General features: G+C 41.9%; 23 protein-coding genes and 1 pseudogene. 15 read left to right on the plus strand and 9 right to left on the minus strand.

The genetic code is table 11. From position 1 onward, the window contains the following. The first annotated feature begins 154 nt into the window (after positions 1-154). A complete protein-coding gene (locus L2703_RS15125; protein WP_248971912.1) occupies positions 155-502 on the plus strand; it encodes a hypothetical protein in 348 nt (115 codons plus the stop codon). Positions 503-582: 80 nt separating this feature from the next. Further along, complete coding sequence (locus L2703_RS15130) at positions 583-1,239, plus strand: thiopurine S-methyltransferase (RefSeq protein WP_248971913.1); 657 nt, start codon at positions 583-585, stop codon at positions 1,237-1,239. Positions 1,240-1,286: 47 nt separating this feature from the next. On the opposite strand, the gene L2703_RS15135 is transcribed toward L2703_RS15130, so the two are convergent. Continuing rightward, positions 1,287-1,544, minus strand: coding sequence for a hypothetical protein (locus L2703_RS15135; RefSeq protein WP_248971914.1), 258 nt, complete (start codon positions 1,542-1,544; stop codon positions 1,287-1,289). A gap of 203 nt (positions 1,545-1,747) precedes the next feature. On the opposite strand from L2703_RS15135, the gene L2703_RS15140 reads away from it, so the two are divergent. From L2703_RS15140 to udp, 3 genes are all read left to right on the plus strand, one after another. Beyond that, a complete protein-coding gene (locus L2703_RS15140) occupies positions 1,748-2,626 on the plus strand; it encodes a radical SAM protein (protein WP_248971915.1) in 879 nt (292 codons plus the stop codon). 593 nt (positions 2,627-3,219) lie between these two features. After that, complete coding sequence (locus tag L2703_RS15145) at positions 3,220-4,395, plus strand: type III PLP-dependent enzyme (RefSeq protein ID WP_248971916.1); 1,176 nt, start codon at positions 3,220-3,222, stop codon at positions 4,393-4,395. A 339-nt stretch (positions 4,396-4,734) separates the two neighbouring features. After that, the gene (gene udp, locus L2703_RS15150) at positions 4,735-5,490 is read left to right on the plus strand and encodes a uridine phosphorylase (RefSeq protein WP_248971917.1); all 756 of its coding nucleotides are present in this window, start codon (positions 4,735-4,737) and stop codon (positions 5,488-5,490) included. Between the two features lie 76 nt (positions 5,491-5,566). Here the strand turns inward: udp and L2703_RS15155 are convergent, their stop codons facing one another. Then, a complete protein-coding gene (locus L2703_RS15155) occupies positions 5,567-6,319 on the minus strand; it encodes an outer membrane protein OmpK (protein WP_248971918.1) in 753 nt (250 codons plus the stop codon). A gap of 367 nt (positions 6,320-6,686) precedes the next feature. On the opposite strand from L2703_RS15155, the gene L2703_RS15160 reads away from it, so the two are divergent. From L2703_RS15160 to L2703_RS15170, 3 genes are read left to right on the plus strand one after another with little or no spacing between them, the layout of a single operon-like run. Next, complete coding sequence (locus tag L2703_RS15160) at positions 6,687-7,148, plus strand: NfeD family protein (RefSeq protein WP_248971919.1); 462 nt, start codon at positions 6,687-6,689, stop codon at positions 7,146-7,148. A 38-nt stretch (positions 7,149-7,186) separates the two neighbouring features. Beyond that, positions 7,187-8,116 (plus strand): SPFH domain-containing protein, encoded by a 930-nt coding sequence (locus L2703_RS15165; RefSeq protein WP_248971920.1) that lies wholly within the window; start codon positions 7,187-7,189, stop codon positions 8,114-8,116. Beyond that, complete coding sequence (locus L2703_RS15170) at positions 8,116-9,054, plus strand: SPFH domain-containing protein (RefSeq protein WP_248971921.1); 939 nt, start codon at positions 8,116-8,118, stop codon at positions 9,052-9,054. The genes L2703_RS15165 and L2703_RS15170 overlap by 1 nt, the downstream gene beginning before the upstream one ends. A gap of 219 nt (positions 9,055-9,273) precedes the next feature. Here L2703_RS15170 and L2703_RS15175 read toward each other — a convergent pair whose 3' ends face one another. Beyond that, positions 9,274-10,173: a LysR family transcriptional regulator gene (locus L2703_RS15175; RefSeq protein ID WP_248971922.1), complete on the minus strand. Its 900-nt coding sequence runs from the start codon at positions 10,171-10,173 to the stop codon at positions 9,274-9,276. Positions 10,174-10,806: 633 nt separating this feature from the next. On the opposite strand from L2703_RS15175, the gene uvrD reads away from it, so the two are divergent. From uvrD to L2703_RS15205, 6 genes and pseudogenes are all read left to right on the plus strand, one after another. Next, positions 10,807-12,993 (plus strand): DNA helicase II, encoded by a 2,187-nt coding sequence (uvrD, locus tag L2703_RS15180; protein ID WP_248971923.1) that lies wholly within the window; start codon positions 10,807-10,809, stop codon positions 12,991-12,993. Positions 12,994-13,032: 39 nt separating this feature from the next. Next, positions 13,033-13,893, plus strand: a complete 861-nt coding sequence (gene ubiA / locus L2703_RS15185) for a 4-hydroxybenzoate octaprenyltransferase (RefSeq protein WP_248971924.1) — start codon at positions 13,033-13,035, stop codon at positions 13,891-13,893. Positions 13,894-13,926: 33 nt separating this feature from the next. After that, positions 13,927-14,352, plus strand: coding sequence for an alpha/beta hydrolase (locus L2703_RS15190; protein ID WP_248971925.1), 426 nt, complete (start codon positions 13,927-13,929; stop codon positions 14,350-14,352). Positions 14,353-14,370: 18 nt separating this feature from the next. After that, positions 14,371-14,520, plus strand: a pseudogene (locus L2703_RS15195) (alpha/beta hydrolase-fold protein); the annotation flags it as partial. Between the two features lie 146 nt (positions 14,521-14,666). Next, positions 14,667-15,029 (plus strand): alpha/beta hydrolase, encoded by a 363-nt coding sequence (locus L2703_RS15200; RefSeq protein WP_248971927.1) that lies wholly within the window; start codon positions 14,667-14,669, stop codon positions 15,027-15,029. Between the two features lie 204 nt (positions 15,030-15,233). Next, positions 15,234-16,253, plus strand: coding sequence for a hypothetical protein (locus L2703_RS15205; protein ID WP_248971928.1), 1,020 nt, complete (start codon positions 15,234-15,236; stop codon positions 16,251-16,253). A 55-nt stretch (positions 16,254-16,308) separates the two neighbouring features. On the opposite strand, the gene L2703_RS15210 is transcribed toward L2703_RS15205, so the two are convergent. The 3 genes from L2703_RS15210 to ubiD all read right to left on the minus strand — a co-directional run bounded on the left by L2703_RS15210 (position 16,309) and on the right by ubiD (position 19,281). After that, complete coding sequence (locus L2703_RS15210) at positions 16,309-16,887, minus strand: nucleoside triphosphate pyrophosphohydrolase family protein (RefSeq protein ID WP_248971929.1); 579 nt, start codon at positions 16,885-16,887, stop codon at positions 16,309-16,311. A gap of 100 nt (positions 16,888-16,987) precedes the next feature. After that, on the minus strand, positions 16,988-17,686 hold the full coding sequence (fre, locus tag L2703_RS15215; protein ID WP_248971930.1) for an NAD(P)H-flavin reductase: 699 nt from the start codon (positions 17,684-17,686) through the stop codon (positions 16,988-16,990). A gap of 113 nt (positions 17,687-17,799) precedes the next feature. Next, the gene (gene ubiD / locus L2703_RS15220; protein ID WP_248971931.1) at positions 17,800-19,281 is read right to left on the minus strand and encodes a 4-hydroxy-3-polyprenylbenzoate decarboxylase; all 1,482 of its coding nucleotides are present in this window, start codon (positions 19,279-19,281) and stop codon (positions 17,800-17,802) included. A 141-nt stretch (positions 19,282-19,422) separates the two neighbouring features. On the opposite strand from ubiD, the gene L2703_RS15225 reads away from it, so the two are divergent. Then, positions 19,423-20,016: a hypothetical protein gene (locus tag L2703_RS15225; RefSeq protein WP_248971932.1), complete on the plus strand. Its 594-nt coding sequence runs from the start codon at positions 19,423-19,425 to the stop codon at positions 20,014-20,016. On the opposite strand, the gene L2703_RS15230 is transcribed toward L2703_RS15225, so the two are convergent. The 3 genes from L2703_RS15230 to L2703_RS15240 form a co-directional block, all read right to left on the minus strand. After that, positions 19,986-21,314 (minus strand): GGDEF domain-containing protein, encoded by a 1,329-nt coding sequence (locus tag L2703_RS15230; protein ID WP_248971933.1) that lies wholly within the window; start codon positions 21,312-21,314, stop codon positions 19,986-19,988. The genes L2703_RS15225 and L2703_RS15230 overlap by 31 nt on opposite strands. Before the next feature lie 3 nt (positions 21,315-21,317). Beyond that, positions 21,318-22,292, minus strand: coding sequence for an ABC transporter substrate-binding protein (locus L2703_RS15235; RefSeq protein WP_248971934.1), 975 nt, complete (start codon positions 22,290-22,292; stop codon positions 21,318-21,320). Between the two features lie 236 nt (positions 22,293-22,528). Next, positions 22,529-25,549: a CHASE domain-containing protein gene (locus tag L2703_RS15240; protein WP_248971935.1), complete on the minus strand. Its 3,021-nt coding sequence runs from the start codon at positions 25,547-25,549 to the stop codon at positions 22,529-22,531. Positions 25,550-25,629 lie beyond the last annotated feature (80 nt).

The following is a 25,629-nucleotide window of genomic DNA, read 5'->3' on the forward strand; positions in this document are numbered from 1 at the left end:
ACCACTCCATTAAACCTTGATTTACCTGTGTGCGGCAAGCGCTTCCTAGCTAAAAAATCACGATATGTAAACCTTGACCTACATCAAATCAAAATCAATCAACTCTAGGTAGTATTAAGCCTAAGTTCAGATAACGCTTTTAGCAGAGGTTGCCATGCCTAATATTGATAAAGCACAACTTATTCAATTGTTTACTTTCCCTCGAGCCCGTATTTTGCAATCGATGGAGGTGACTCATTGCCCCCATGCGGTCTTTTTTAATCATAGCGACGTAGAATGTATTACGTGTCATCAGGGAGAAGAGTGCCTGTGGATAAACCATAATGATGAAATGGTTGCTCTAGAAATGAAATCAGTTGATGAGCTTAAGCAGCAGTTACTTATTGCTGTCGATTTTATTGACTCAAACTTAAGTCCACACCATATGTCGCGACGTAAGTGTCAGTGTGAAAATTGCCGCTGGTTAAGGCAGGTGCAATTAACTCTAGACGGAAAAGCCTAAGTTGAGCCAATGAGTTGCATCTGTTTTTTTTAGTCTTTAAAGTAGCCTGCAATATTGGTAAATAGACAAAAGAGATCTGTATGGAACCTAGCTTTTGGCATGAAAAATGGCAACTACAACAAATTGGATTTCACCAACAGCAAGTTAACCCATTTTTAGTAAAATATTGGTCGCAGTTAGATTTAGCTGAACAAAGCGATGTGTTTGTGCCTTTATGCGGTAAATCACTTGATATGTGCTATCTCGCTGAGCAGCGTCACCGAGTGTTAGGTTGCGAATTAAATCCACTGGCTGTTGAGCACTTTTTTATCGACAACGATTTAGCATATCAAGTTGAACAGTGTGGCGAGCATTGCCTGTATCGCGCAGGTGAGGTGCATATTTATCAGGGCGATATTTTTACCTTACCCCAAGATTTAACCAAGACCATAGGCGGGTTTTATGATCGTGCAGCGTTAATTGCGTGGCCAGAAGCCATGCGCCAACAATATGCAGTTGCACTTGCTCAATTAATCCCTGCAAATGTGACTGGCTTATTAATTACCCTTGACTACCCACAAGATAGCCTACAAGGGCCGCCATTTGCGGTTAGCCCTGATTGGATACAAGCCCATTTAGCACCGTATTTTTATGTGGAATTATTAGAATGTGTCGATGTGCTGGCAGACAATCCTCGTTTCGTGAATAAACAAGTGCCCTGGCTGAACGAGGCCGTATATAAGCTAACACGTAAGTGAGCGTTGTTTAGAACAAGTCAGAAAACCTACCTTGGTGTAGGTTTTTATTAATGCATGTCGCGTAAATGGATTTTGGGGCGAAGGTCAACCTCACCGTCTGCATAAATGGCCGCGATATCATCTTGTTGGCAAATAATTGCAACAGGCCCTGTCAGTAAATGACGTACAAACAATAAGCGATAGCCAAAGCGGTGTAAGTCATAGAGTGCGAGTTTTTGGTCTGCGGTGGTCAAATCCCAATGTTCATCGTGGCTTAATGTGCCTTTATTACGACGTTCATTTATTTGATATGCAACTTGAGTCATTATTCTTACACCTAAAGTCTTTAATCAGTTTACCTAAATACTGGGTTGGAGTATTCGTGTATAACGTATTGCTTTTTTAGATAGAATGACTATAGCAATAAAACTTTCGAATGAAAGTTTTTTATGCGTTTTTAGTATAAAAAAACTGCATTTTTGTAGACGAGTTAACAAATTAAACGATCGTTAGAATAATGGATGCTGACATGCTTGATTATATTGAACCGGTGTTTCGTCCGCCTTCAGAATGGCAGTCACTTATTTTACAAGTGACAAACGGCTGTAGTTGGAATCAGTGTAGTTTTTGCGATATGTACACTCAGCCGCAAAAGCAATTTAGAGCCCAGAAATTAGATAAAATTGAGCAGGATATCTTAGCCGCTGCAGCTTCTGGCTACCCATTTAAACGTGTCTTTTTGGCCGATGGCGATGCGATGAGTTTGCCGTTTAATCGACTAAAAGCTATTTGCGAACTCATCAATACCCATTTACCTCAAGTCACCCGGATTAGCAGTTATTGTTTGCCGCGTAATTTAACAAATAAAACCGTTGCGCAATTAGCTGAGCTAAGGCAATTAGGGTTAGCTATTGTGTATGTTGGCTGCGAAAGCGGTGATGATGAAGTGCTACAAACAATTCAAAAGGGCGAGACATTTTCTTCTTCATTAGCGGCATTACAAAAAATATCGCAAGCCGGGATTAAATCGTCGGTGATGATTTTAATGGGGCTGGGAGGCGTTAACTTGTCTGAGCAGCACGCCATCGCCTCGGCAAAATTGATGAATGCCGCTCAACCTGACTATTTATCAACATTAGTGGTGACATTGCCGTTAGGAACCCAACGCATGGACAGGGCGTTTGGTGGCCAGTTTGTGCTGCCAGATCAACGCGGTTTATTGACAGAGATGCACACTTTATTGAGTCATTTAAGCTTAAACAGCACGATATTTCGTTCTGATCATGCGTCAAATTATTTAGTGTTAAAAGGGGTTCTCGGTAAAGATAAGCCCGCATTAATGGCGCAAATCGAACATGCATTACAAGGCATGGTCCCACTACGACAAGAATGGCAGCGGGGATTGTAACGATTGATACTTTCGTAAGTGATTGAATATTAGCTGTATATATTAATTTTCTATCGTTATGCTACAAAAAAATTAATGGTATTAGAGGCTCAGAATGAAGCCATTGTCACAAGCTTTACCTTAGCAAGTTCGCTCGTCGCTGTGGCATTGTTGCCATGGCTAACTCACCTTATGTCAATATGTTGCTACCTAGTGGCGAGTATTTAACTATTACAATTCAATGCTTTAATCTTTTTTATGTTGCACTTTCTGTATTTAACCAGACAATTTTTGTATTGAATTCTCAGAAAATGTCATGATTGTGTTAATGTAATAACAACACAGTAAAAATATGGGGTTGAGAAAATATTTCTTGGCTTAAAAACCATTTTTTTAAACAGTGTCTATACTTTTATGTGTCATTGAACTCACAGTCCACTTTGTTGACCAAGATTATAGGTTATTGAGTTTTGATGATATTTGTGCAGGAATAAAAAAGTAGAGATTTTGCATATAAATTCGTTGCGTATAGGTTAAAAATATCGTTTACTGCGCATGTTTTTACAAACCTATAAATGCCCTTTATTGCCCAACTAACAGGAGGCACTGGCCTAATGAGCCAATTTCAATCGATTGATGTTGCAGACTATTATGACAAGGACACGTTTGACCGCATTGAGGCATTTGCTAAAGATAAGCCAACGCCGTTTGTAGTCATTGACACCCAAATCATTGCGAAACAATACGATGACATGGTTAATAATTTTCCTTTCGCAAATGTTTACTATGCGGTTAAGGCAAATCCAGCCAAAGAAATTTTAACATTGCTGCGTGACAAAGGTTCGAACTTTGATATCGCGTCAATATATGAGCTTGAAATGGTGACTTCTATTGGCGTATCGACCGATCGCGTCAGTTACGGTAATACCATTAAAAAGCGCGCAGATGTGCGTTCTTTTTACGAGCAAGGCGTGCGTATGTTTGCCTCTGACTCAGAAGCCGATTTACGTATGATTGCCGAAGAAGCACCTGGTGCAAAAGTGTATGTGCGTATTTTAACTGAAGGCACACACACGGCCGATTGGCCGTTATCACGTAAGTTTGGTTGCCAAAATGAAATGGCTTACGACTTACTGGTATTGGCAAAAGAGCTTGGGTTACAACCTCATGGTATTTCGTTCCATGTAGGCTCACAGCAACGCGACATTGGCGCGTGGGATTCTGCAATTGGTAAAGTAAAAAGTATCTATGACCGTTTAAAAGAAGAACACGGCATTGTACTTAAAATGATAAATCTAGGTGGTGGTTTTCCTGCTAACTACATGGATAAAACCAATGAGCTTGGTGTGTATGCACAGCAGATTAAACACTTTTTAGAAGAAGATTTTGGTGATGAGTTACCAGAAATCATTTTAGAGCCAGGCCGCTCGTTAATTTCTAATGCCGGTGTGCTGGTGTCTGAGGTGGTATTGATTTCACGTAAATCACACACAGCTTTAGAGCGTTGGGTATTTACTGATGTGGGTAAGTTCTCTGGTTTGATTGAAACCATGGATGAAGCAATTAAGTTCCCTATTTATACTGACCGTAAAGGTGAGTTAGATAAGTGTGTTATTGCTGGCCCAACTTGCGACAGTGCAGACATTATGTATGAGCACTATAGCTATGGGTTACCAAATGATTTAGCCATTGGCGATCGCATGTATTGGTTAACCGCTGGTGCCTATACCACAACTTATTCAGCAGTGTGTTTTAATGGTTTCCCACCGTTAAAAGATTATTATTTGTAAGCAGATAATAAGCCTGTCAAAAAGGACGCTTAGCGTCCTTTTTTGTTTGTAGGCAATTCATCATTTAACGAATACAACCTGAGTTTGGGTTAGTTAATTTGATGTAAATCACGTTAATGGTTTTCGATTTAGATAAATATTTTGTTGTTTTTAGCTGCCGTCAACTATGCTCAAGACCATGATTTTTGTGGGTTATGGTCATTTATTGGTAATAATTTAACGAAACAATATTATCTATTATGAATTTATATGTGATCAAGTTAACCTTATCCTCCTAAAGACTAGGTTAAAGTCTGGGATATAAGAATTTAATATTCAAAAATGAAAGGGGTTTTCAAAATGTCCGATGTATTTCACTTAGGATTAACTAAAAAAATGTTAGATGGCGCAACGTTAGCAATCGTTCCTGGTGATCCAGAGCGTGTGAAACGTATTGCAGAGCTAATGGAAAATGCGACGTTTTTAGCGAGCCATCGCGAATACACCAGTTATTTAGCTTATATTGATGGTAAGCCTGTTGTGGTGTGTTCTACAGGTATTGGCGGTCCATCGACATCTATTGCAGTTGAAGAGTTAGCACAGCTGGGTGTGAGAACTTTTTTACGCGTAGGTACTACTGGCGCAATTCAGCCGCATGTTAATGTAGGTGATGTGATTGTGACGCAAGCCTCTGTACGCCTAGATGGCGCAAGCCTGCATTTTGCTCCGCTTGAGTTCCCTGCGGCGGCAAACTTTGACTGTACCACTGCGATGGTTGCTGCTTGCCGTGATGCTGGTGTTGAGCCTCATATTGGTATTACCGCATCTTCTGATACTTTCTATCCTGGCCAAGAGCGTTACGATACCGTTTCTGGACGCGTAACACAGCGTTATGTGGGTTCGATGAAAGAGTGGCAGGCAATGGGCGTGCTTAACTATGAAATGGAATCAGCCACATTATTTACCATGTGTGCGACTCAAGGTTGGCGTGCAGCCTGCGTTGCGGGCGTCATTGTAAACCGTACTCAGCAAGAAATTCCTGATGAAGCAACAATGAAGAAAACCGAAGTCAGTGCGGTGTCTATTGTGGTTGCCGCAGCGAAAAAGCTGCTTTAATTTATTTTAACGATGTGATTAAAAACCACTAAAAAAGGTGCCTCGGCACCTTTTTTGTTGTCTCATTTTTGCCAATTTAGAAGTGGTACTGGGCAATAATAGAGTAAGTGTTTTGGTCAACGCCATTCACACCGTACTTGCTTTGCCAGTAATCGTACTCAAAACCCACTAGCAATTGATTTTGCTTATGATCGCCAAATAAGCTTTTGCCTAAATCGTATTTAATTTGTGGGTTAAAGTGTAGGTTTTCATCGTAGTTATTGTTGTTGGCAATAAATACCCAATCAATAAATCCGTCAATAATGATATTGGCATCGCCGATAGGCATGTCGATTCTAAAGACAGGGGTAAACTGCCAACCATCGCTAATGTTGCCATTACTGATGGCATCACGGCGATACGTGTTCAGTTGCAAGTAACTGAAAAATGGAATATCAAAATCTAACCCGACACCGTACAACATGCTTTCTACAGGGCCATCGCCGTGTTCGTACGTTAAAGCAAAAGACATATCCTTAATTGCGCCAAACTCTACAGGCTGTCCGAAAATTTTACTGGCACTAAAACGTGGTGAAAGTTCACCATAATGGCTGTTATCGTCACCGCCATTATTACCATTAAAGTTGATAAAATCGTGAAACGCGAACCAATCACCGTAGGTCCAAGCGCCAGCGGTTTCTAGTGTGATTGTGGTTTGTCTTTCTGATGGGGCTAGATCGTAGTTTTCGCCGTGCAAGACAGTTGCGCTGGCATCCCACCATTGAATCGCATCATTTGCCAACAGGTTAGGTGACAGCACTAGCGTGGCTAAAAGGCAGATTTTTTTCATTTTTTTCCCGGTTTGTAAAATGGCAATGACGCCATAATGATGATCAATTTGGTTTAATCGAGTCAGTTGCTACAACGACATTATTCCCAATCGTGCACAATGGGGCGCAATATATTCAAAAATGCCAACTAACACAATTAAAACGCAAAAAGATCTGCGATATTGCAACGTTTTGTGGCTAAAAAAATCAAACTTTACACTTTTAGCGGTAGCGATGTGATATGAAGCATTGGACTAAATGATTGATGCTGTTATGTTAATGGCTATTAAGTTGATGGGGTATCATTAGCTTGACATAATATGTCGCATTTCGATAGCCGAGCTGATATAGTCAATATGTACATGCTCTTTTGAAAGGGGAGGATTTATGGAGCTTTCTAATCCGATTACTGTCTGGCTCGTGCTTGGTTTGTTATTAATGATATCGGAAGTCATTGTTCCCGGTGGGATTGTCATTTTACTTGGCGCAGCCTGTGTTATTGTCGCATCATCATTGGCGCTGGGTATTATTGAAGGATTTGTTCAAAGCATGACGCTATGGTTTATGACATCTATGGTGTTGTTGCTTAGTTTTCGTCATGTGACACAACGTCTTGTTGGCGGAGATGCGCATGTTGCCAACACAGATGAAGAAGTCGATTTATATAATCAGATAGCCACAGTTAAAGAGGCGATAGGGCCAGGGCAACAAACAGGACGGATTCATTGTCTTGGCACTGATTGGACCGCTCTGGGTGACGGTACAGAAATTAAAGTGGGTACCAAAGTCAGAATTATATGCCGCGATAATATTGGGTTTGTTGTTGAACCAGTGATTGACTCTGTATAGGCGTTAGGGATTTGTAACATTACAAAAAGGAAGTGAATATGTTTGTGTTAACCATCGCATTTTTATTTGTTATTTTCATTTTATACAAGCTGATGCTAATCGTGCCCATGCGAGAAGTGCATGTGATTGAACGTTTAGGTAAGTTTCGTACTGTGTTGTCTCCAGGGTTTCATTTTTTAGTGCCTTTTGTGGATCGTGTGGCTTACCGACACGATACTCGCGAGGAAGTATTAGATGTGCCCCCGCAAAGCTGTATTTCCAAAGATAATACCCAATTAGAAGTTGATGGCCTTGTGTATCTTAAAGTGATGGACGGCAAATTGGCGAGCTACGGCATTGAAAACTATCGCCGCGCTGCGGTTAATCTTGCGCAAACGACCATGCGATCTGAAATCGGTAAATTAACGTTATCGCAAACGTTTTCGGAGCGTGACAGTTTAAACGAGTCGATAGTGCGTGAGATTGATAAAGCTTCAGATCCATGGGGTATTAAGGTATTACGTTACGAGATTAAAAATATTACGCCATCACACAATGTCATTCACACCCTCGAAAAACAAATGGAAGCTGAGCGTCGTAAACGTGCCGAAATCACTTTAGCCAATGCTGAAAAAGCCGCAATGATTAATATGTCGCAAGGTGAACGCCAAGAAGCGATTAACCTTTCAGAAGGCCAAAAGCAAAAACGGATTAATGAAGCAATTGGTACTGGTCAGGAAATTTCAATCGTGGCGAATGCTAAAGCGCAAGGCATGGAAATGATTTGTAAGGCATTGGCCGTCAATGGTGGTAACGATGCCATGAACATGTTGCTAAAAGAGCAGTTTATTGGTCAGGTTGGTAAGATTTTATCTGAGTCTCAAGTGTCTGTTGTTCCTGCTGAAATGGCTAAACTTGAAGGCTTTTTTGAAGGCATGGAGCAAGTGACTCATGCTGTCAGTCATTCAACAGCGAAAGGAGCACGCTAATGTCGATTAACACAATTGATACTGACTTTATTGTCATGGTGATATGGGGCGTTATTTTTGCCATTTTTGTGCTTAAACTGTTTCAATCTATACGTTTAGTGCCAACTAAATCTGCTTATATTGTTGAACGTTTAGGCAAATACCATAGCACCCTAGATGCCGGGTTTCATGCGCTAATCCCTTTTATTGATAAAGTGGCGTACATACATGATTTAAAAGAAGAAACAATCGATGTGCCACCGCAAGAGTGTTTTTCTAGTGATGAGGTGAATGTTGAAGTTGACGGGGTGATTTATATTTCGGTTACCGACCCTGTGAAAGCCAGCTATGGTATTACTGATTATCGCTACGCGGCAATTCAGTTAGCTCAAACGACGACGCGTTCTGTTATTGGTACACTCGATTTAGACCGCACATTTGAAGAGCGTGACTTAATTTCAGCCAAAGTGGTGGAAGTGCTAGACGAAGCGGGAGCAATGTGGGGGATTCGAGTTCATCGTTACGAAATTAAAAACATTACCCCACCAGAAACCGTTAAAAATGCTATGGAAATGCAAGTTAACGCTGAGCGTGAACGGCGCGCTTTACTGGCGAAGAGTGAAGGTGACAAGCAAAGTAAAATTAACCGTTCAGAAGGGGTGATGGCAGAAACCATTAACCGCTCAGAAGGTGAAATGCAGCGCCGAATAAACGAAGCTGAAGGTAAAGCGCAAGAGATTTTAACCTTGGCCAAAGCAACCGCAGATTCGATTGAACGTTTGGCGGTGGTGATTTCATCTGAAGGTGGTCAAAGTGCCTTGCGTATGCAACTTGGTGAGCAATATATGAAGCAACTTGATGGATTAAGTAAGCAAGACAGCCGAATTGTTTTGCCAGGTAATTTAGTGAACTTTGAATACTGGATGGACAGTATTGGTCTAAAAGACGACAAAAAATAGCCGGCGTTAATTTTTACTCGCTGCCATAGGAAGTGCCTAAAAGGGTAAGTGATGCTTACCCTTTTTTATACTGTCCAGTGAACAAGTTAGTTTTTACATACCCTCTAATACCCACTGCGCTTATATCAGACCACAGCGTAGAATACGCTTCGATTGCCTATTTATTGCCTTGCCGTATAAGACAACCCCCTTTTAAGGCAAGGCGATGTCGCAAACGGATCAGTCTGAGTGGTTGGCCGTACCATTAATCGAAATGGTATCCGTTAGGTGCTCTACAAAAGCTTTAGCGACAGGTGAAAGTGGTGTGTCGTTGGGGGTGAGGATATTAATGTCGGTAAACCCTGCGCTTAATTCGGGCAGTACGTTAATGAGTTGCTGATTTTCCACCGCATCAAGGGCAATGACTTGCGGTAAAAGCGTGATGCCGGCACCCCCTAAACAAAAGTGATACAGAGAATTATAGTCACTGCAAATCACCTTGTAATTGGCGCTTACGTTTGTTTGCTGAAAGCGCCATTGGTGCTCTAAAGTGCCTTCGGCGTCACGAAAGCCAAGTAATGAGTGATAATGTAAATCGTCAATGGTTTCTATTACGGATGATTTTTCAAGATACACACTGCTGGCATACATTTTTCGCTCAAATGTCATGAGCTTTTGTTTAGCAATATTCCCTTTACTCACTTCCCCTGCATTGATCATGCAGTCTAAATGTAAACGTTTTATGTCTTGGTGCTGCCCAGGTACGATAAAAACTTCTAATTGTACTTGCGGATAGGCATGCACAAAGTGGGCAATGTGTTTGTCCATTAGCTTATCAACAAACGGTTGCAGGCCAATTCTGAGCTTTCCTTGTATGTCATCGTGACGATGCTTAAACACCTCACCTGCATGGTTAAGCTGGCTGACTAATGGGGTAATTTGGGCAAGGTAGCGTTTACCCGATGTGGTCAGTGCCATGACGCGAGTTGTACGGGTAAATAAAGGCGCACCGAGCTGTTGTTCTAACTCGGCAATGCGGCGGCTTACATGCGCTCTGCGAGTATCGAGTGATTTAGCCGCTTTTGAAAAGCTACCTAATTTCGCGACGGTAATAAACAGTTCTAAATCTTTGATATTCAATATACAAGCCTAAGTAAGTATCTTATTTTGTATAGTAATTTTCGTAAATGTTATTGTCAATTTAGGCGGATGAATACGCCTAGGCCCGCCGGCCAATGTTTTCGAGGCAGCTTAAATAGCCTCAACTCTGTATAATAATACCAATTCCATTAATTATCTGGTCATTCAGCGGGAGTTCTGTGTCTTCTAGGCAAGTAATAGAATTGTAGGCATAGTTGTTCTCGACAACTGCTCCTGCGTTGTTCTACCTCCTGCGTCCATGCAGTCGTACGTCAAAATGCTATTAAGCAGCATAGAAGGCACAGAAACCCGCCTTGCAGGAGGCACTCAGACCGTTCATTTCTTTGTTGCATTGTCTTAGAAGGGAATAACCATTATTTCAACAATGCGCCTCAAACTGAACAATCTGAGTGACTCTGATTGGTCACATAATTAATGGAATTGGTATAAATGCATTTCAAACAGCGCTTTGCATCGATAACCTTGTTCGATTTACCGAGTTATCAGCACAAATTGTAAGTTTGAATATATCGTATGGGATTATGAGTAGAGTTGAGGTTTAATCGAAAAAGTAATGCACGGCTTTCAAGCGCTAATTGATATATAATGCCCCGCAGATTTCTGGGAGGAAAAATGGACGTATCATCATTATTAGACGGCCTAAACGATAAGCAACGTGAGGCTGTTGGCGCGCCACTTTCAAATATGTTGGTGTTAGCGGGGGCTGGCAGTGGTAAAACGCGCGTGCTAACTCACCGTATTGCATGGTTAATGCAAGTCGAACAACAAAGTCCATATTCGATTTTAGCGGTAACCTTTACCAATAAAGCGGCCGCAGAAATGCGTGAGCGTGTTGAAAAAGTGGTTGGCACTAATATGGGGCGGATGTGGATAGGCACCTTCCATGGGTTAGCGCACCGTTTATTACGCACTCATTACCAAGACGCCAATTTACCGCAAACTTTTCAGATTATAGATTCTGATGACCAATTGCGTTTACTTAAACGTATCCTCAAAAGCCTTAATTTAGATGAGAAACAATATCCTCCTCGCCAGGCTCAAGGTTACATAAATGGTAAAAAAGACCAGGGCTTACGCCCTAAGCATATCGATGCTGGTGGGTTTCCGATTGAGCAAAATCTATTAAACATTTATAAGGTTTATCAAGAGTCATGCGACCGTGCAGGTTTGGTCGACTTTGCCGAAATTCTGTTACGTGCTCATGAGTTATGGCTCAATAAGCCACATTTGTTGGCCCATTATCAAGAGCGTTTTCGTCATATTTTAGTGGACGAGTTTCAAGACACTAACGCTATTCAATATGCGTGGATCCGAGTCTTGGCGGGTAATACGGCCAATGTGATGATTGTGGGTGATGACGATCAATCTATTTACGGATGGCGTGGTGCGCAAATTGAAAATCTGCACCGTTTTTTGAAAGACTTCCCTGGTGCACAAACCATACGTTTGGAACAAAATTATCGTTCATCGGCAAATATTTTGAATGCGTCTAATGCCGTGATTGCTAACAACCCTGATCGTTTAGGCAAAGAATTATGGACCGAGGATAAAGACGGTGAACCGATTTCTGTCTATTGTGCTTTTAATGAAATGGACGAGGCTAAATTTATTGTTGCGCGTATTAGCGATTGGCAAGACAAAGGTGGCCATTTAAGTGATTGCGCTATTTTGTACCGTTCAAATGCGCAATCTCGGGTGCTCGAAGAAGCTTTTTTACATAAAGGCTTAGCGTACCGTATTTACGGTGGTTTGCGCTTTTTTGAACGCCAAGAAATTAAAGATGCCATGGGGTATATGCGTCTTATTAATAATAAAGACGACGACGCCGCCTTTGAGCGTGTCGTGAATACGCCAGCCCGAGGAATAGGTGATCGCACCTTAGATATAGTGAGATCAACCGCCAGACAGCATCAATTAACACTATGGCAAGCCAGTGTACGTTTACTTGAAGAAAAAGTATTAGCAGGGCGTGCAGCCAATGCGGTGCGCGGCTTTATGGAGCTGATTGTTGAGTTACGAACCGATACCGCAGATATGCTGTTGTATCGTATGACAGATAGTGTGATTGAGCGCTCTGGTTTACGTGCAATGTACGAGGCCGAAAAGGGTGAAAAAGCCCAAGCCCGTATTGAAAACTTAAATGAATTAGTCACAGCGGCTCGCAGCTTTGAAATGCCTGAAGAGCTTGAAGATATGGGCGAGCTCAATGCCTTTTTATCCCATGCTGCACTCGAAGCAGGCGAAGGCCAAGCTGATGCATTTACTGATGCCGTCCAGCTTATGACCTTGCACTCTGCCAAGGGGCTTGAGTTCCCTATGGTGTTTATGGCTGGGGTTGAAGAGGGATTGTTTCCCAGTAAAATGGCGCTAGATGAAGGTGACCGTTTAGATGAAGAGCGTCGCCTTTGTTATGTCGGTATGACTCGCGCAATGCAGAAGCTTTACATTAGTTATGCTGAGTCTCGCCGTATTTATGGCCGCGAAGATTACGCAAGCCCGTCACGCTTTATTAATGAAATCCCTGAAAAATTTGTTGAGCAAATTCGTATTCGTGCTCAGGTTACCCCATCAATCAGCCAGCGTTTTCCAGCACGTGCCGTGAGTTCAGCGGCCCTAAAATCCCACGCTGTGAATGATACTGGCCATAAAGTGGGTGCTAAAGTGAAACACTTTAAGTTTGGTGAAGGGGTAGTGACTAACTTTGAAGGTTCAGGTGAAAAAAGCCGTGTACAAGTTAATTTTGTTGATTTTGGCAGTAAATGGTTATTAGTGTCATTAGCCAAATTAGAGCGTTGTTAAATGGCCAACAGGTAAAATCATGGAGATAGGACCTAGTTAATGTTATTGCAAAAAAAACTGCGTGCTTATGCACGGTTAATGCGGGTTGATAGACCCATAGGTACGCTGCTATTACTGTGGCCTTGTTTAATGGCGCTGGTGTTGGCCGCGCAAGGGATGCCTAACTTAACTGTGTTGATCATTTTTATTGTTGGGGTAGTCATCATGCGAGCCAATGGCTGCATTATTAACGACTACGCCGACCGCAATTTAGATGCCCATGTCGAGCGCACCAATATGCGGCCATTGGTTTCGGGTGAGGTCAGCACTAAAGAAGCGCTCAGTTTATTTGTGGTGCTGGGTTTGGCTGCGTTTAGTTTGGTGTTATGGCTTAACCCATTAGTGGTGCAACTGTCGGTTGTGGGCATTATATTGACCATCATGTACCCGTTTATGAAACGGGTAACCAATATGCCGCAAATGTTTTTAGGCATTGTGTGGAGTTGGTCTATACCAATGGCTTACGCCGCACAATTGGGTAACGTGCCGGTTGAAGCCTGGTGGCTGTTTTTGGCTAATTGGTGCTGGACAGTGGCTTACGACACCATGTATGCGATGGTTGATCGTGACGATGATGTAAAGGTAGGGATTAAGTCTACGGCCATTTTATTTGGCCGATTTGACCGACAAATCATCGGTGTATTTCAACTGATTGCGCTTGGGTGTTTTGTGATGGCTGGGGTTGTGGCCGAACGCGGCTTTATTTATGGTTTAGGAATTATAAGTTTTATTGTGTTTGCTATTTATCAGCAAATATTAATTTATCGCCGTGAACGTGCGCCATGCTTTAAGGCTTTTTTAAATAATAATTGGGCCGGAATGGTGCTGTTTACTGCGTTAGCGCTCGATTATATGTTGTAATGGTGCCAATGTATGTCACTTTGGCGGGGAAACATGAATATTGGCTATGGTGTTATTGCGCTGGTAATGTCTTGTGGATTATCCCTTGCTAGTGCATCAGCAAATGCAAGTGTCCCCAAGAGTACTGCCGATGTATTTGCTTCTGCCGAGCCTGTTGTTATTGATCGTGCCCGCCAATTTATTGTCAAAGATGGCGAACGGCACTATCAACTGATGATTAGGCTCCCTGCAGATTATCACCGCAATAACGCTCACCGCTATCCGGTTATTTATATGACAGACTCCATGTACAGCTTGCAAGTGGTGTCTGGTGCGACGCAATTTCCCATGAACAGCAATATCATGAAACAGGCTATTTTGGTTGCTATTGGTTATCAAAAGGGCAGTAAAGGAGCTGCGAGTCGGGTCCGCGATTATACCCCAAGCCATGATGCCAGTTGGACGCTCAACACGGGGTAGGCCAAGCGACATTTACGCTTTATACGCCATACTGTTATGCCCTTTGTTGAACAACACTTTCGAGTCGACACCCAGCAAAATACGTTTGTTGGAAATTCGTTAGGCGGGTTATTTGGTGCATATGTGTTACTGGAGCAACCGACATTATTTAACCTGAACTCGGGATAAGAGATGAACTTATACTATTTAAAATCAACATGTTACCCATTCTCACTTTCAAGCTTGTCATTTGTTCTGCTAACAAGGCGAATTGACGCGTCAATAGCTAGCCTATTGTAAGTCGATTCAACGCAGTGAGCAGGACAAAGGACTGTTTGAAAGGCATTTATTATCCCGAGCTCAGGTTATTTACCTACTATGTTTTGGGCAGTCCTTCGCTGTGGTTTGACAACAAGCACTTGTTGCAGCGCTTTATTGAAGGCTTTAGCCAAACTCCCGCGATATCCGCTAAAGTCTTTATTGGTATTGGCGAATTAGAAAGACCTCCATACACAGTCGATAACCATCAAATGGTGGCCGACGCGCAAACATTTTATCACATCCTTCAATCTCACCCTTCTGCTCAAACGGGCACATTACAATTAAAATTATTGGTGATCCCTGAAGCGGATCATTCAATGGCATTTCCAACAACAGCTATTCATGGTTTATCGTGGTTATTTAAACGCGCGGATTAGCTCAAGCTAGTTTACTTGAACTCATACGCATCGGTTATTTCCTGTAACAACTTAGTTTGAAGTCTTCTCGTTAATGCTGACGTTTATTGTTATGTTAACAACTTGTTTAAATTTATATTGCCACAATATCAATACCTAACCTGAGTTAAGGTGACTTAGAACACGGTATTAATGTGATTGAAATAGCCCAAGGATGAGTATTGAATGAGAGCAACAATAAAGTACCGGTTAGTTTTTTTAGCCTTAATGGTAATCAGTTTTGTGATAGGTGTTCATTGGACACCAGAGGCGCTAGCTAGCGATACTGACAAGCGTGCTTTGTACCTAATTTCTGTACTGTATTTTGTGTTACTGCCATTGAGTTATTGGTATTGCATCATTAAAAAGGGGGCTCAAAAACTATGGAAGATAATCATTGTTTTTAGTTTAAGTAGCCTAGTTGCGCGGCTAAGTTTTCCTGCTGAAGTGGCGCATTATTTTGAATTTATTGCTTGGCTTCGCTACCCGATTATTGCCGTGTTGTTGGTGATTGAACTGTATTTGATTGTGAGTGTGGTACGCGGCTTGTTTAAGGTGCGTAAACTAAAAGGTGATCCTCGAGTGGGCGCGGTTGAAACCTACCGTGAAGGCGATGAAAAAAGTTTAACGATTGCGCTGATTATGGCGAGCGAAGCGACAAACTGGTTTTATGCTATTGCGTGGTTTTCACGCAATCATCCGCCCGCTATTGCTAATATTCACTTACGTAGCGCCTCGCGCTGGCATGTGTGGTTGATGTTAACCGGTTGCATTATGGCATCCTGTGGCAGTTATTTTCTATTGGTGTCATGGAGCGAGTGGGCTGCGATTATTGTCTCGAGCATTATCGGCTATACCTTAATGTCTATGGTGGCTAATCATAGGTTGTCGCGTTATTACTCGTTGTATTTTATGAGAGATAACGTAGTGATTAACAATTCGTTGTGGGGATTTATGGTGATTAATTTGGCTGATATTGCCGATGTCACAAATCAGCCGTTAGCCAAAATAGATCAGGATGATTCTGAGACGATAAGCATTGGTCGCGGGCAAAGTAACGTCACTATTAAGCTAAATCGCCCGGAGATTTACCATGGCGGTATGGGGCAGTTACCGGAACCGATGACAGTGATGCATTTGAGTGTTGATGAGCCGCAGCAGTTAATTAATACACTCAATAACGCTAGATTATTGAACGCGGCATAAAACCGATAAAAAATGCGCATATTAAGCGCATTTTTTATCGGCTAAATAAGTGCAATTAATTTTGCACTAAGCTTGTTAAGTCTGCCGGGCGGTAATAAACCGATTTTAACACCTTGCCTTGACGCACGACTTTACCGTCCATTTCAACGTCTCTAGCGCACTTAGCGATGATAAAATCACCTTTTTTACTGCCAACAATATCAACACCTTGTTTGGCGTAATGGGCGATGGTTTCGCTCAGTTCTTGCTCATTGCGGCACACTTTGCTCATGTTACTTGAGTGAACTTCATCCCAACATTGAATGAAGTCGATTTCGCGGTTTTTGGCAACGTTTAACAGTAAATCGATAAGATAGCTAATCTCAATACGAGAGCTTACTTCGGTGGCTCCTAGGTGTACTAGGCGGCCCATTAATACATAAACTGAGTCTACTATTGCATCGGCTTGTTCAATACGTGAGTCTGCTTCTGCAAGTTCGGTCATTTCTTCAATAATTAAAGAGGTATGCAAGGTGTCGGCGTTATCATCTAGACTTGCAGGCTGGTTGACGGGCAAATCAAAGGTGGTGCGAAACTCGACAATGTCGCGGTATAAATGTTCAAAAATAGGTTGGCTTAATTGGCTGAGTTTCATGGCATTACCTTAATTGTATAGATGGATAAATCATCAATTGAACCTGATAAAAAACCGACACACTTGCCGGTTTTATGGGCGTCAATCACACGTGTACTCTTTACTTAATAAATGCGAATGCATCGCCATATAAGTGCGCTTCTTCAACGCCGAGTTCGCGAAACACTTCCCGTGCGGCACCAACCATGTCAAATCGGCCAGCAATGTAAATGTCGTAACCATTTAAGCTAATGAAATCGTGCTTAATTTGTTCGAGCAAATTTGCTTGCTTACCTTGCCAGTTAGCGCTTGCCTGTTCAATTGTTGGAATAAACTCTAACCATTCATAGTCATCATGCCACTGGCGCGCTATTTCTTGGTAGTACATGGCGTCTTCATTACGGCAACCCCAATACAACTTGGTGTTGATGGTTTCGCCGCTGGCAATTTGCTGTTCGACGATGCTTTTTATGTAGGAGAAACCAGTGCCACCAGCAATGAGTATACGAGGTCTGCGACTGTCGCTACGTAAATATGCATCACCTGCAGGAGCTTCAATATCGATATGGGAAGCGCTTTGTAAACGCTCTACAACCTGCATTGGGTAGCTTTCGCTTACGGCTGCACCAATATGCAATTCAATTAGCGCGGAATTAGGCGCAGAAGCGATAGAAAAAGGACGTTTGTCTTTTTCACCCATGACTACACACAAGTATTGACCGGCTTTAAAATCAAAAGCGGTTTCTGGTTTTAGTAACACTTGATAAACAGCGTCATTAAATGGAGTGACTTTTTCAATTTGACAACGAATGGTTTTCATCTAACGTCCTTTAAGCCCTTTTTAAAATTTATCAAACACTTAATTATAGTTAATAACCGACTAACAGGATCACTTTGGGTTGTTTGACCGGCATTGATCATGAGGTTAGCCCTTTAAAGTGTTGGTCTGTCTTCTATACCGAGTTCATCCCAGATGGCGTCTACTTTTTGTTTTACTTGTGGGTCCATCACAATTGGCGTACCCCATTCTCTTGTGGTTTCACCAGGCCATTTGTTGGTGGCATCCAAGCCCATTTTTGAGCCTAATCCGGCCACTGGAGAGGCAAAGTCAAGATAATCGATTGGGGTATTATCCACCAACATGGTATCGCGTGTTGGGTCCATTCGAGTGGTAATGGCCCAAATCACATCTTGCCAGTCACGACAATTGACGTCCTCATCAACAATGACAATGAACTTAGTGTACATAAATTGGCGCAAGAAAGACCATGCGCCCATCATGACTCGCTTAGCATGCCCTGGGTATTGTTTGCGAATCGATATTACTGCCATGCGATAAGAGCAGCCTTCTGGCGGTAAATAAAAGTCGATAATTTCAGGGTATTGCTTACGCAAAATTGGCACAAACACTTCGTTTAAGGCAACGCCCAACATAGCTGGCTCATCGGGTGGACGGCCGGTATAGGTGCTGTGATAAATCGCGTCTTTGCGGTGAGTAATGTGAGTAACTGTAAACACCGGAAATGAGTCTGTTTCGTTGTAATAACCTGTATGATCGCCATAAGGGCCTTCTTCAGCGGTTTCATCTGGGTCAATATACCCTTCTAAAATAATCTCGCTGGTGGCCGGCACTTCTAAGTCACAGCTAATGGCTTTGCACACCTCGGTGCGTTCACCGCGCAGTAAACCGGCAAAGGCGTATTCGCTCATCGAGTCTGGTACAGGGGTTACAGCACCTAAAATGGTCACAGGATCACTGCCTAATGCCACCACTACAGGATAACGCTCGCCGGGGTGTTGCTGTTTAAAGTCTTTAAAGTCTAATGCGCCGCCACGATGATCTAGCCAACGCATAATGAGCTTGTTTTTGCCCAATAACTGTTGGCGGTATATACCTAAGTTTTGGCGTTTTTGTCGTGGGCCTTTGGTGATGGTTAACCCCCAGGTGACCAGTGGCGCGACATCTCCAGGCCAGCAATGTTGAATTGGTAAGGCGGTGAGATCGACTTCGTCCCCTGTTTTGACCACTTGTTGACAAGGTGGGTTGCGTACTGTTTTAGGCGGCATGTTGAGTGCCTGCTTAAACATAGGGATTTTAGCAATTGCATCTTTAAAGCCGCTTGGTGGCTCAGGCTCTTTTAAAAAGGCCAATAGTTCACCCACCTCACGCAGTGCCAGTGGGTCGTCTTTTCCCAATGCCATGGCGACACGTTTAGGTGTACCAAATAGGTTAACCAATACAGGCATAGAATGATTTTTAGGATTTTCAAATAGCAGCGCAGGACCGCCCGATCGTAATACGCGATCAGCAATCTCAGTCATTTCTAAATAAGGGTCAACGGGGTAGCTAATACGTTTTAGCTCGCCATTTGCTTCTAAATGATCAATGAAGCTGCGTAAGTCCTTAAAACTCATGTTTACCGCCTGAATATCAAATCCAATATGGCGCGCACTATAGCATTTTTCTAATTTAGGGTTAAGCCAAAATGGAGGATATCGACTTTATCTAGACTTAGCGTAAAATGAACCTGGTGTTTGACGATGTTGAGGTGACCCATGCTACGAGATAATTCCCCTGTATTGCTGAGTGTTGCTACAGTGAGCGCTTGTTTATTGTCGAGCCTTGTTGTGGTGGCGAATGCAAAAGAGCCTTTATCCAATGAGCAATTAAACCGCCATTCACATTCTGTGGGTAAGCAACATGATGGCCGTCATCATACTGAACGTAGAACTCGTCATCGAGATCCGTGGCGTTGGAGTGTGGGCTGGAATACAGGTTGGGGGAGTCACGATGCGTGGGGTCCGAGTATAGGGATTGGTTGGAATAACCACTTTGATACTTGGTATGGCACTGGTTGGTGGAGGGATAATTATCGTCGCCATGATCCCTTTTACCCTTATCAGACGGTTAATGTTGTGCCTGCTGTACGTCAAAGGGTGATCGAAGTCCCTGTGGTTGCGCCGCGAGTGGTTTCCGTCCCCCAGCGCACCACAACAGCAACCTCAGTGAGCCAAGGGCTCACGAGTTTGCCTGAGAATGCTAAAGTGATTCAACGTGAGAGTGGCACTGTATATGAGTGGCAGGGCGTAGAGTATTATTTTGACTGGAATACCCAAACTTACGAATTAGCTAACACAGTGACGCCATGATCGCTTTGATAGAAACAATACTCAATGCTGTTATCTGCTTTGGCGCGGTACATGGCAGTGTCTGCTGCGCTAATTAATTCTCGGCTGGTGGTTCCATGTTTAGGAAGTACGCTTATACCAATACTGGCCCCGACTTCCAACTGATGAGTGGATATGTTCATCGGCATTTTGATGACAGTTAATAATTGCGTTATTTTTTGATCAATATCGATAGGTTCTGCAATCAAATCTAGCCAGACGACAAATTCATCTCCACCTAGCCTGCCAACAATATCTGTCGATCTTAGGTGGTTGCGTAACCGTTGGGCAATGATAACGATAACCTCATCTCCAACACTGTGTCCTAGTGTATCGTTAATGTGCTTAAATTTGTTTAAATCGATAAACAGTAATGCAGCCTGATCGTCTGATCGTAAATCTCTTGCGATGGCGTTATCGATTTTTTTAATAAATGCGCGCCGATTATAAATACCAGTTAACTCGTCATGTTCGGCTAAAAAAATCAGTCTATCTTGTTGTTCGATGAGCTTACGGGTTTGCCTGTCTACCTCTTGTTTTAGACTGTCTTTTTTGACCGTAATTTGTGTCAGTGAATATTTCATGTTATTAAAATTATTCGCCAATGCAGACAGTTCATCATCGTCACTGAAGACGATTCGACTGGTTAAATCACCCGACGCGAGCGCTTCCATGCCTTGATTTATTGAGTTCAATCCATTTCTGAAGCGGGATAACGTCCTAAAGGACCAGGCCGTGATCAAGGTGGTTAATAATAGCAGCACGGCTCCAACTAACCAGAGTAAGGTTTGTTGTTTCTTTTTGGCCTGTTTAATCGACAGTTGATGCAGGTTAAACATTTCTTCGGTCATTTCTTCAATGACCATGCTGTATTTCGCTTTAAATAAGCGTTCCGCCTTTGATGCGGCAACATTATCGGTTTGTGTACTGTGATGGCTATTTTGAGTGTTAATCAATGCTCTAACGTTGGTGTTAAGCCGGTTAAGGTTTTGGATAATGATTTTTTGCTGCACGTCCCAATCAATGTTTTGTGATAATTCGGCGGCCAATTCAGCTTGACGATTGTTAAGTTCTATCAAGCCTTGTTTATCTGTGTATTCCTGATACAGCCACAATTGACTGCGGAGGCTATCAATACTGAGTTGCAGCTTCATTGAGTAGTTAAGCTGACGATAAATTTGTTGCTGGTAATTATGAACTTGAATAAGCGATAACCCGACAATTAATGTCAGTAAAGAACACAAAATAGCGGTGAGCTTCAGTCGCCTTGATAGCATCATAACTTACCAACCAGCCTCTTTGTTGTTAAATGTTTCAAGTAGTTGCCTGTCAATAACTTGCCTAAAGTCGACACGGTTTTCTTTAGGCACTAATTGGTTATCAATGGCCCATTGACTTTGAGTTTGAATATTAGAAAAAAGCGCATTACTGAGCGATAACCTAAAAGTATAATCTGCCCACGAATATTGGAGTTGCGATGGGGCAATATTCAGCGTTTGGCTTAGTATTTCTTGCGCATGTTTTGGGTGTTTATGTATGTAGATAATGGCTTCGCTGATACTTTTGAGCAGTGCCTGCTTATCATTGTTGTCTACAGTAGATTGTTTCATTCCGATTAAATTAAACGAAAGATGATATAAGCCTCGGCTATTGATGATTTCAGGTTTTGTGGCTATTTGCTCTAACAACATGTACCCAAGCGGTTCCCAAGCAGAAATAATGTCTACTTGATTATCGAGTAATGCTGGAATGAGTTGAGCTGGCGTTAAGTAAACTCGCTTAATGGGTAAATGAGTTTTATTGTGCATAATCAACAAACTGTCTAGAAAAAACTCACTTGCACTGCCTTTGATTACACCAATGCGTGTATTGGCAATATGATCGAGCTGTCGATATTTTTCTGGTGTTAAGCTAAGTAATTTAACATCGTTGTCAGACTCAACAAAACTGGCCATTACAGCAAAATCAGTTCGTTGAAAACTATTGAACATAACAACGGTTTCAGAAGCCGTAGCAAAATCCACTTGCTGATTAACTAAAGCATTAAAGCATTTTACCCCGCCATCAAACCTTTCGAGTTTGACGTGTAAGTTATTATTCGCAAAAAAGCCCATTTTTTCAGCAATAAAAAATGGTGCCGACAATGGGGTATTAGACACAGCAATGGTGATAGCCTTTTTTTTGCTTACACTGTTTCGGTTGGTTTTTTCTGCAACATCACAGCCGGTGACACAGCCAAGAATACCCATGAGGATCATTATAAAAACGCATTTTTTAATAATTGTAGTCATTCGTTACGTTCAATCAGTATTCGTTATGAGTAATTGTAGTTAGCGTATTGATTGTTGCTTGAATATTTTACATATTTTTAATACTTGCCATGTTCGGCAATAACCATACAGGATTTGTATGGCGTTAAGCTAGTTAAGGTTTTAAATAGCCTGTACCGGTAAATTATAAAAGTGATACGTTTGTTCATTTACACTATCAAAGGTCACTGACATTGCTTCAATAATAATGGCTGAATGTGTTTCAGTATTTGTTCTGCTTGTTGAAACTTTAGATTACTAATTGCGTTTTTTAAGGCGCTATAATTTTCAGGATCAAGTGCATTAATAATATGAGCAAGTTTAGGAAACGTATTCGTGGCATTCATATTAAAGGTGTTAACTTCCTCTATTAATGTGTTGAACAGGCTGACAGTTTCGTTAGTGATAGTGATAGATGATACTACTTCAAGCGGTGGCGTTTGAGGGTGTTCAGTGTGAAGTAACTCGAGTAAGCCTTTAGCAATAGGCTTGACCTGATTGATTTGTATTGTCAGTTCATTTAATCCCGGTGTTGCATCATATTTATCATCTGCCTTTATCATTGCTTCTTGTTGTTTGGCAAATTGTGCTAAATGGGTAAACCCTAAGGTTGCTGCAGAGCTTTTTAGGCTATGAAATAGTATTTTACACTCACTATTGTCTCGATTCTCCAGCAAGGCGATATCTGCATATTGGGTTAACTCTTCAATAAATAGCTCCAGCGCTTTGAGGTAAACAGCATTATTATGACTTAAGCGAGAAAGTGCACCTTGATAATCGATGTGTTGTGTTTGGCAATATGCTTCTATCTTATTTTTTGCATCGAGTTCTTCATTGAGTGGTGTGGCTATTTCATCGCGCCGATTGTGGTGTGATACAAGAGGGGTTGCTGTAGGGCGTTCATTACGCAATGGCTTACTTAACAGCGGCGCCTTGGGATGTGTTGCTGTGATAGCTTTTATTTCAATAAAAATAAACTCAGCATGATTCATGTTGATTAACGATGCCGACATAATCACATCTATTGACGGACTGTTTAAGGTGTGGATTTTGTATGTAATTTCATTGTGCTGGGCATTAAGTAAGCGATGTTTAAGGCTGTGCCATGTTTGATCATTTTCGTGAATCAGGACATCGTCAATATGATGAAGGTGTCCGTTTGTGGCGCTGTAACCTAACATAGTATTTGCATGCTTGTTGCTGAGGATAATATCTCCTTCAGAATTGACCCATAAAAGCATATTACGTGAGCAATTTATTGCGCTATTGAGTAAATGCAGTTGTTTGTGCAGCGCATTTTTCTCGGTAAGATCTTCTGCGACAAATACAAACCCTGTGGTGCCAATGTTGCGCTGCATCGTTGCCGACACATGTAGGTTTACCTGTTTATACTCGCCATATTTTTGTTTTAAATCGCACGATAAAGTGATGTGCTGATACTGTTTTAACTGGGTGTCGATAAAACTAAATATGTCTTTAGCCGCTTGAGGCATGCTCTCACGTGAGTGTGTGTTGTCATCTTGCGGGTTAAGTAACGTTACATGTTTGATGAGCTCGACTAGATTGCGCTTTGCGACCATTTCGTCGTGACTAAAGCGTAAGCTTTGTTCTGCGCCGCTACTAAAAAATGTAATAAGACCCACAGCGTCTGTTGCAATAATAACCACTTTGCTGCTGTTTAAAATATTTTGTTGGAATAAGTTGGCCTGTTCAATTTCGATAGTATTTTCATCGACTTTTGTTTTTAATTCAATGTTATGTTGCTGTAACTGACTCTGTAATAGCTTAAAATCAGACACATCATTAATGGTAAAACTTGCCCCTAAAAACCGTTGGTCTTTAATGAGCGGCGTAATAGAAAGGACGAGCGAGCGATTTTCTCGTTCATGTTGAGGTTGGTAATTAAATTCAATTTTGCTGACAGGCTCGCCTCTAGCGACTTTTTTAAAGTAAGCGATTAGCGTATCTGTTGAAATACTTTCGCTTAAGTAATTGATGATCGGCTTTTTACTCGAGTTTGGATTTAAATTAAAAATAACTTCAGCTGAATGGTTCCAATGTAAAATAGTAAAACTGCTGTCAACGCCAATGAGACCATCTGAGGCATTATCAATAAAAGATGACAACGAGATTTTCTGCCTAATGTTTTCCATTCTTCGGGTGATATAGCGTAAAAAACTATGGAGGATAATAATGAGCAGCAGGGTAGAACCAAGTGTCATAATGAGATTTTTCTGTGGGTCGGCTAATTTAAGGTTGGCAATCCATTGTGCTGACGGTGTGAGGCTAATTTGCCAATGACGGCCGTAAATCTCAATTTTTCGGTGAGCTTGATGCGTTTCTTGGGTAAGTTGCGAGGGTAAAAAGAGAGATTTACTTGTGCTGCTCGTCTTTGCAGTACTGAAGAACGCAATGTTTTTTGTGGGGTTAATGTCGGTTATCTCAAGTGTTTGTCCACTGTTTTGCTCCGTTAAGCTTGCGAGGATCTCGTTAATGAGTAGTGGAGCATAGACCCAGCCCAATACGTCTGGCATTGTTTTTTCGATGGTATTTTGTGGTGCAAAAATAGGCAATAATAATAAAAAGCCATGATTCACTTTGTTGTCTGCTTGAACCAAAGTGATCGGTGCGGTGAGTGAGGCTGTACCGGCTATGGCTGATGATATTGCTGCTCTTCTGCGGTTGACTTCTGAGCCGATATCTAACCCTACAGACTCTTTGTTAGGGCCTTCTGGCTCGATGTATTGCACAACAAATAATGGATCTTGCGGCGAGTCGAGTTGTGTGAGGGAAAAGGTGTTACCTCGGTCAAGACTGGCGCGTTGTAAAAAATGCGCTAACTTACTTTTGGGCACCATTTTTATCACTCCCATGCCACGTGCCCCTGGAAACTCTCTGGCGTAATCTCTACTCTGGAAGTAAGTTAAGTTGGCTTGATAATTAAAATGCTCAAAACCAATGGTATTAATGGCGCCACGTAATCCTTGTAAACCATATTCGAATTTATTTACTCGTTCTTTAACCTCTTGACTGACTTTATTTAAATCTTGTTCTAAGCTATTTTGAATTATGAGCGCATTATTTTTTTCGGCGGTATTTTTTAACGTAAATGCGATAAATAACCCTATAATCAAAAGCATGAGCGAGGTGAGGTTAGCCCATTTGTACGTATTGATTTGTGCATCTTTTTTTAGCGTATTTATCATGGTACTACCTGTCTCGGTATGTTTAAATTTAAGCTGAAAAAGCGTCATCATGCTAAGACTAACCGTTTCTTGTTCGTAAA

The organism is Shewanella basaltis, assembly GCF_023283885.1.
Lineage (GTDB): Bacteria > Pseudomonadota > Gammaproteobacteria > Enterobacterales > Shewanellaceae > Shewanella > Shewanella basaltis.

Coding starts and splice junctions, on each gene's coding strand:
- L2703_RS15240 (WP_248971935.1), bottom strand. CDS start 25,549: ATGATAAATACGCTAAAAAAAGATGCACAAATCAATACGTACAAATGG.
- L2703_RS15210 (WP_248971929.1), bottom strand. CDS start 16,887: ATGAAACTCAGCCAATTAAGCCAACCTATTTTTGAACATTTATACCGC.
- fre (WP_248971930.1), bottom strand. CDS start 17,686: ATGAAAACCATTCGTTGTCAAATTGAAAAAGTCACTCCATTTAATGAC.
- ubiD (WP_248971931.1), bottom strand. CDS start 19,281: ATGAGTTTTAAGGACTTACGCAGCTTCATTGATCATTTAGAAGCAAAT.
- L2703_RS15140 (WP_248971915.1), top strand. CDS start 1,748: ATGCTTGATTATATTGAACCGGTGTTTCGTCCGCCTTCAGAATGGCAG.
- L2703_RS15130 (WP_248971913.1), top strand. CDS start 583: ATGGAACCTAGCTTTTGGCATGAAAAATGGCAACTACAACAAATTGGA.
- L2703_RS15225 (WP_248971932.1), top strand. CDS start 19,423: ATGCTACGAGATAATTCCCCTGTATTGCTGAGTGTTGCTACAGTGAGC.
- uvrD (WP_248971923.1), top strand. CDS start 10,807: ATGGACGTATCATCATTATTAGACGGCCTAAACGATAAGCAACGTGAG.
- L2703_RS15230 (WP_248971933.1), bottom strand. CDS start 21,314: ATGATGCTATCAAGGCGACTGAAGCTCACCGCTATTTTGTGTTCTTTA.
- L2703_RS15135 (WP_248971914.1), bottom strand. CDS start 1,544: ATGACTCAAGTTGCATATCAAATAAATGAACGTCGTAATAAAGGCACA.
- L2703_RS15190 (WP_248971925.1), top strand. CDS start 13,927: ATGAATATTGGCTATGGTGTTATTGCGCTGGTAATGTCTTGTGGATTA.
- L2703_RS15170 (WP_248971921.1), top strand. CDS start 8,116: ATGTCGATTAACACAATTGATACTGACTTTATTGTCATGGTGATATGG.
- L2703_RS15205 (WP_248971928.1), top strand. CDS start 15,234: ATGAGAGCAACAATAAAGTACCGGTTAGTTTTTTTAGCCTTAATGGTA.
- ubiA (WP_248971924.1), top strand. CDS start 13,033: ATGTTATTGCAAAAAAAACTGCGTGCTTATGCACGGTTAATGCGGGTT.
- L2703_RS15125 (WP_248971912.1), top strand. CDS start 155: ATGCCTAATATTGATAAAGCACAACTTATTCAATTGTTTACTTTCCCT.
- L2703_RS15165 (WP_248971920.1), top strand. CDS start 7,187: ATGTTTGTGTTAACCATCGCATTTTTATTTGTTATTTTCATTTTATAC.
- L2703_RS15160 (WP_248971919.1), top strand. CDS start 6,687: ATGGAGCTTTCTAATCCGATTACTGTCTGGCTCGTGCTTGGTTTGTTA.
- udp (WP_248971917.1), top strand. CDS start 4,735: ATGTCCGATGTATTTCACTTAGGATTAACTAAAAAAATGTTAGATGGC.
- L2703_RS15155 (WP_248971918.1), bottom strand. CDS start 6,319: ATGAAAAAAATCTGCCTTTTAGCCACGCTAGTGCTGTCACCTAACCTG.
- L2703_RS15235 (WP_248971934.1), bottom strand. CDS start 22,292: ATGATCCTCATGGGTATTCTTGGCTGTGTCACCGGCTGTGATGTTGCA.
- L2703_RS15145 (WP_248971916.1), top strand. CDS start 3,220: ATGAGCCAATTTCAATCGATTGATGTTGCAGACTATTATGACAAGGAC.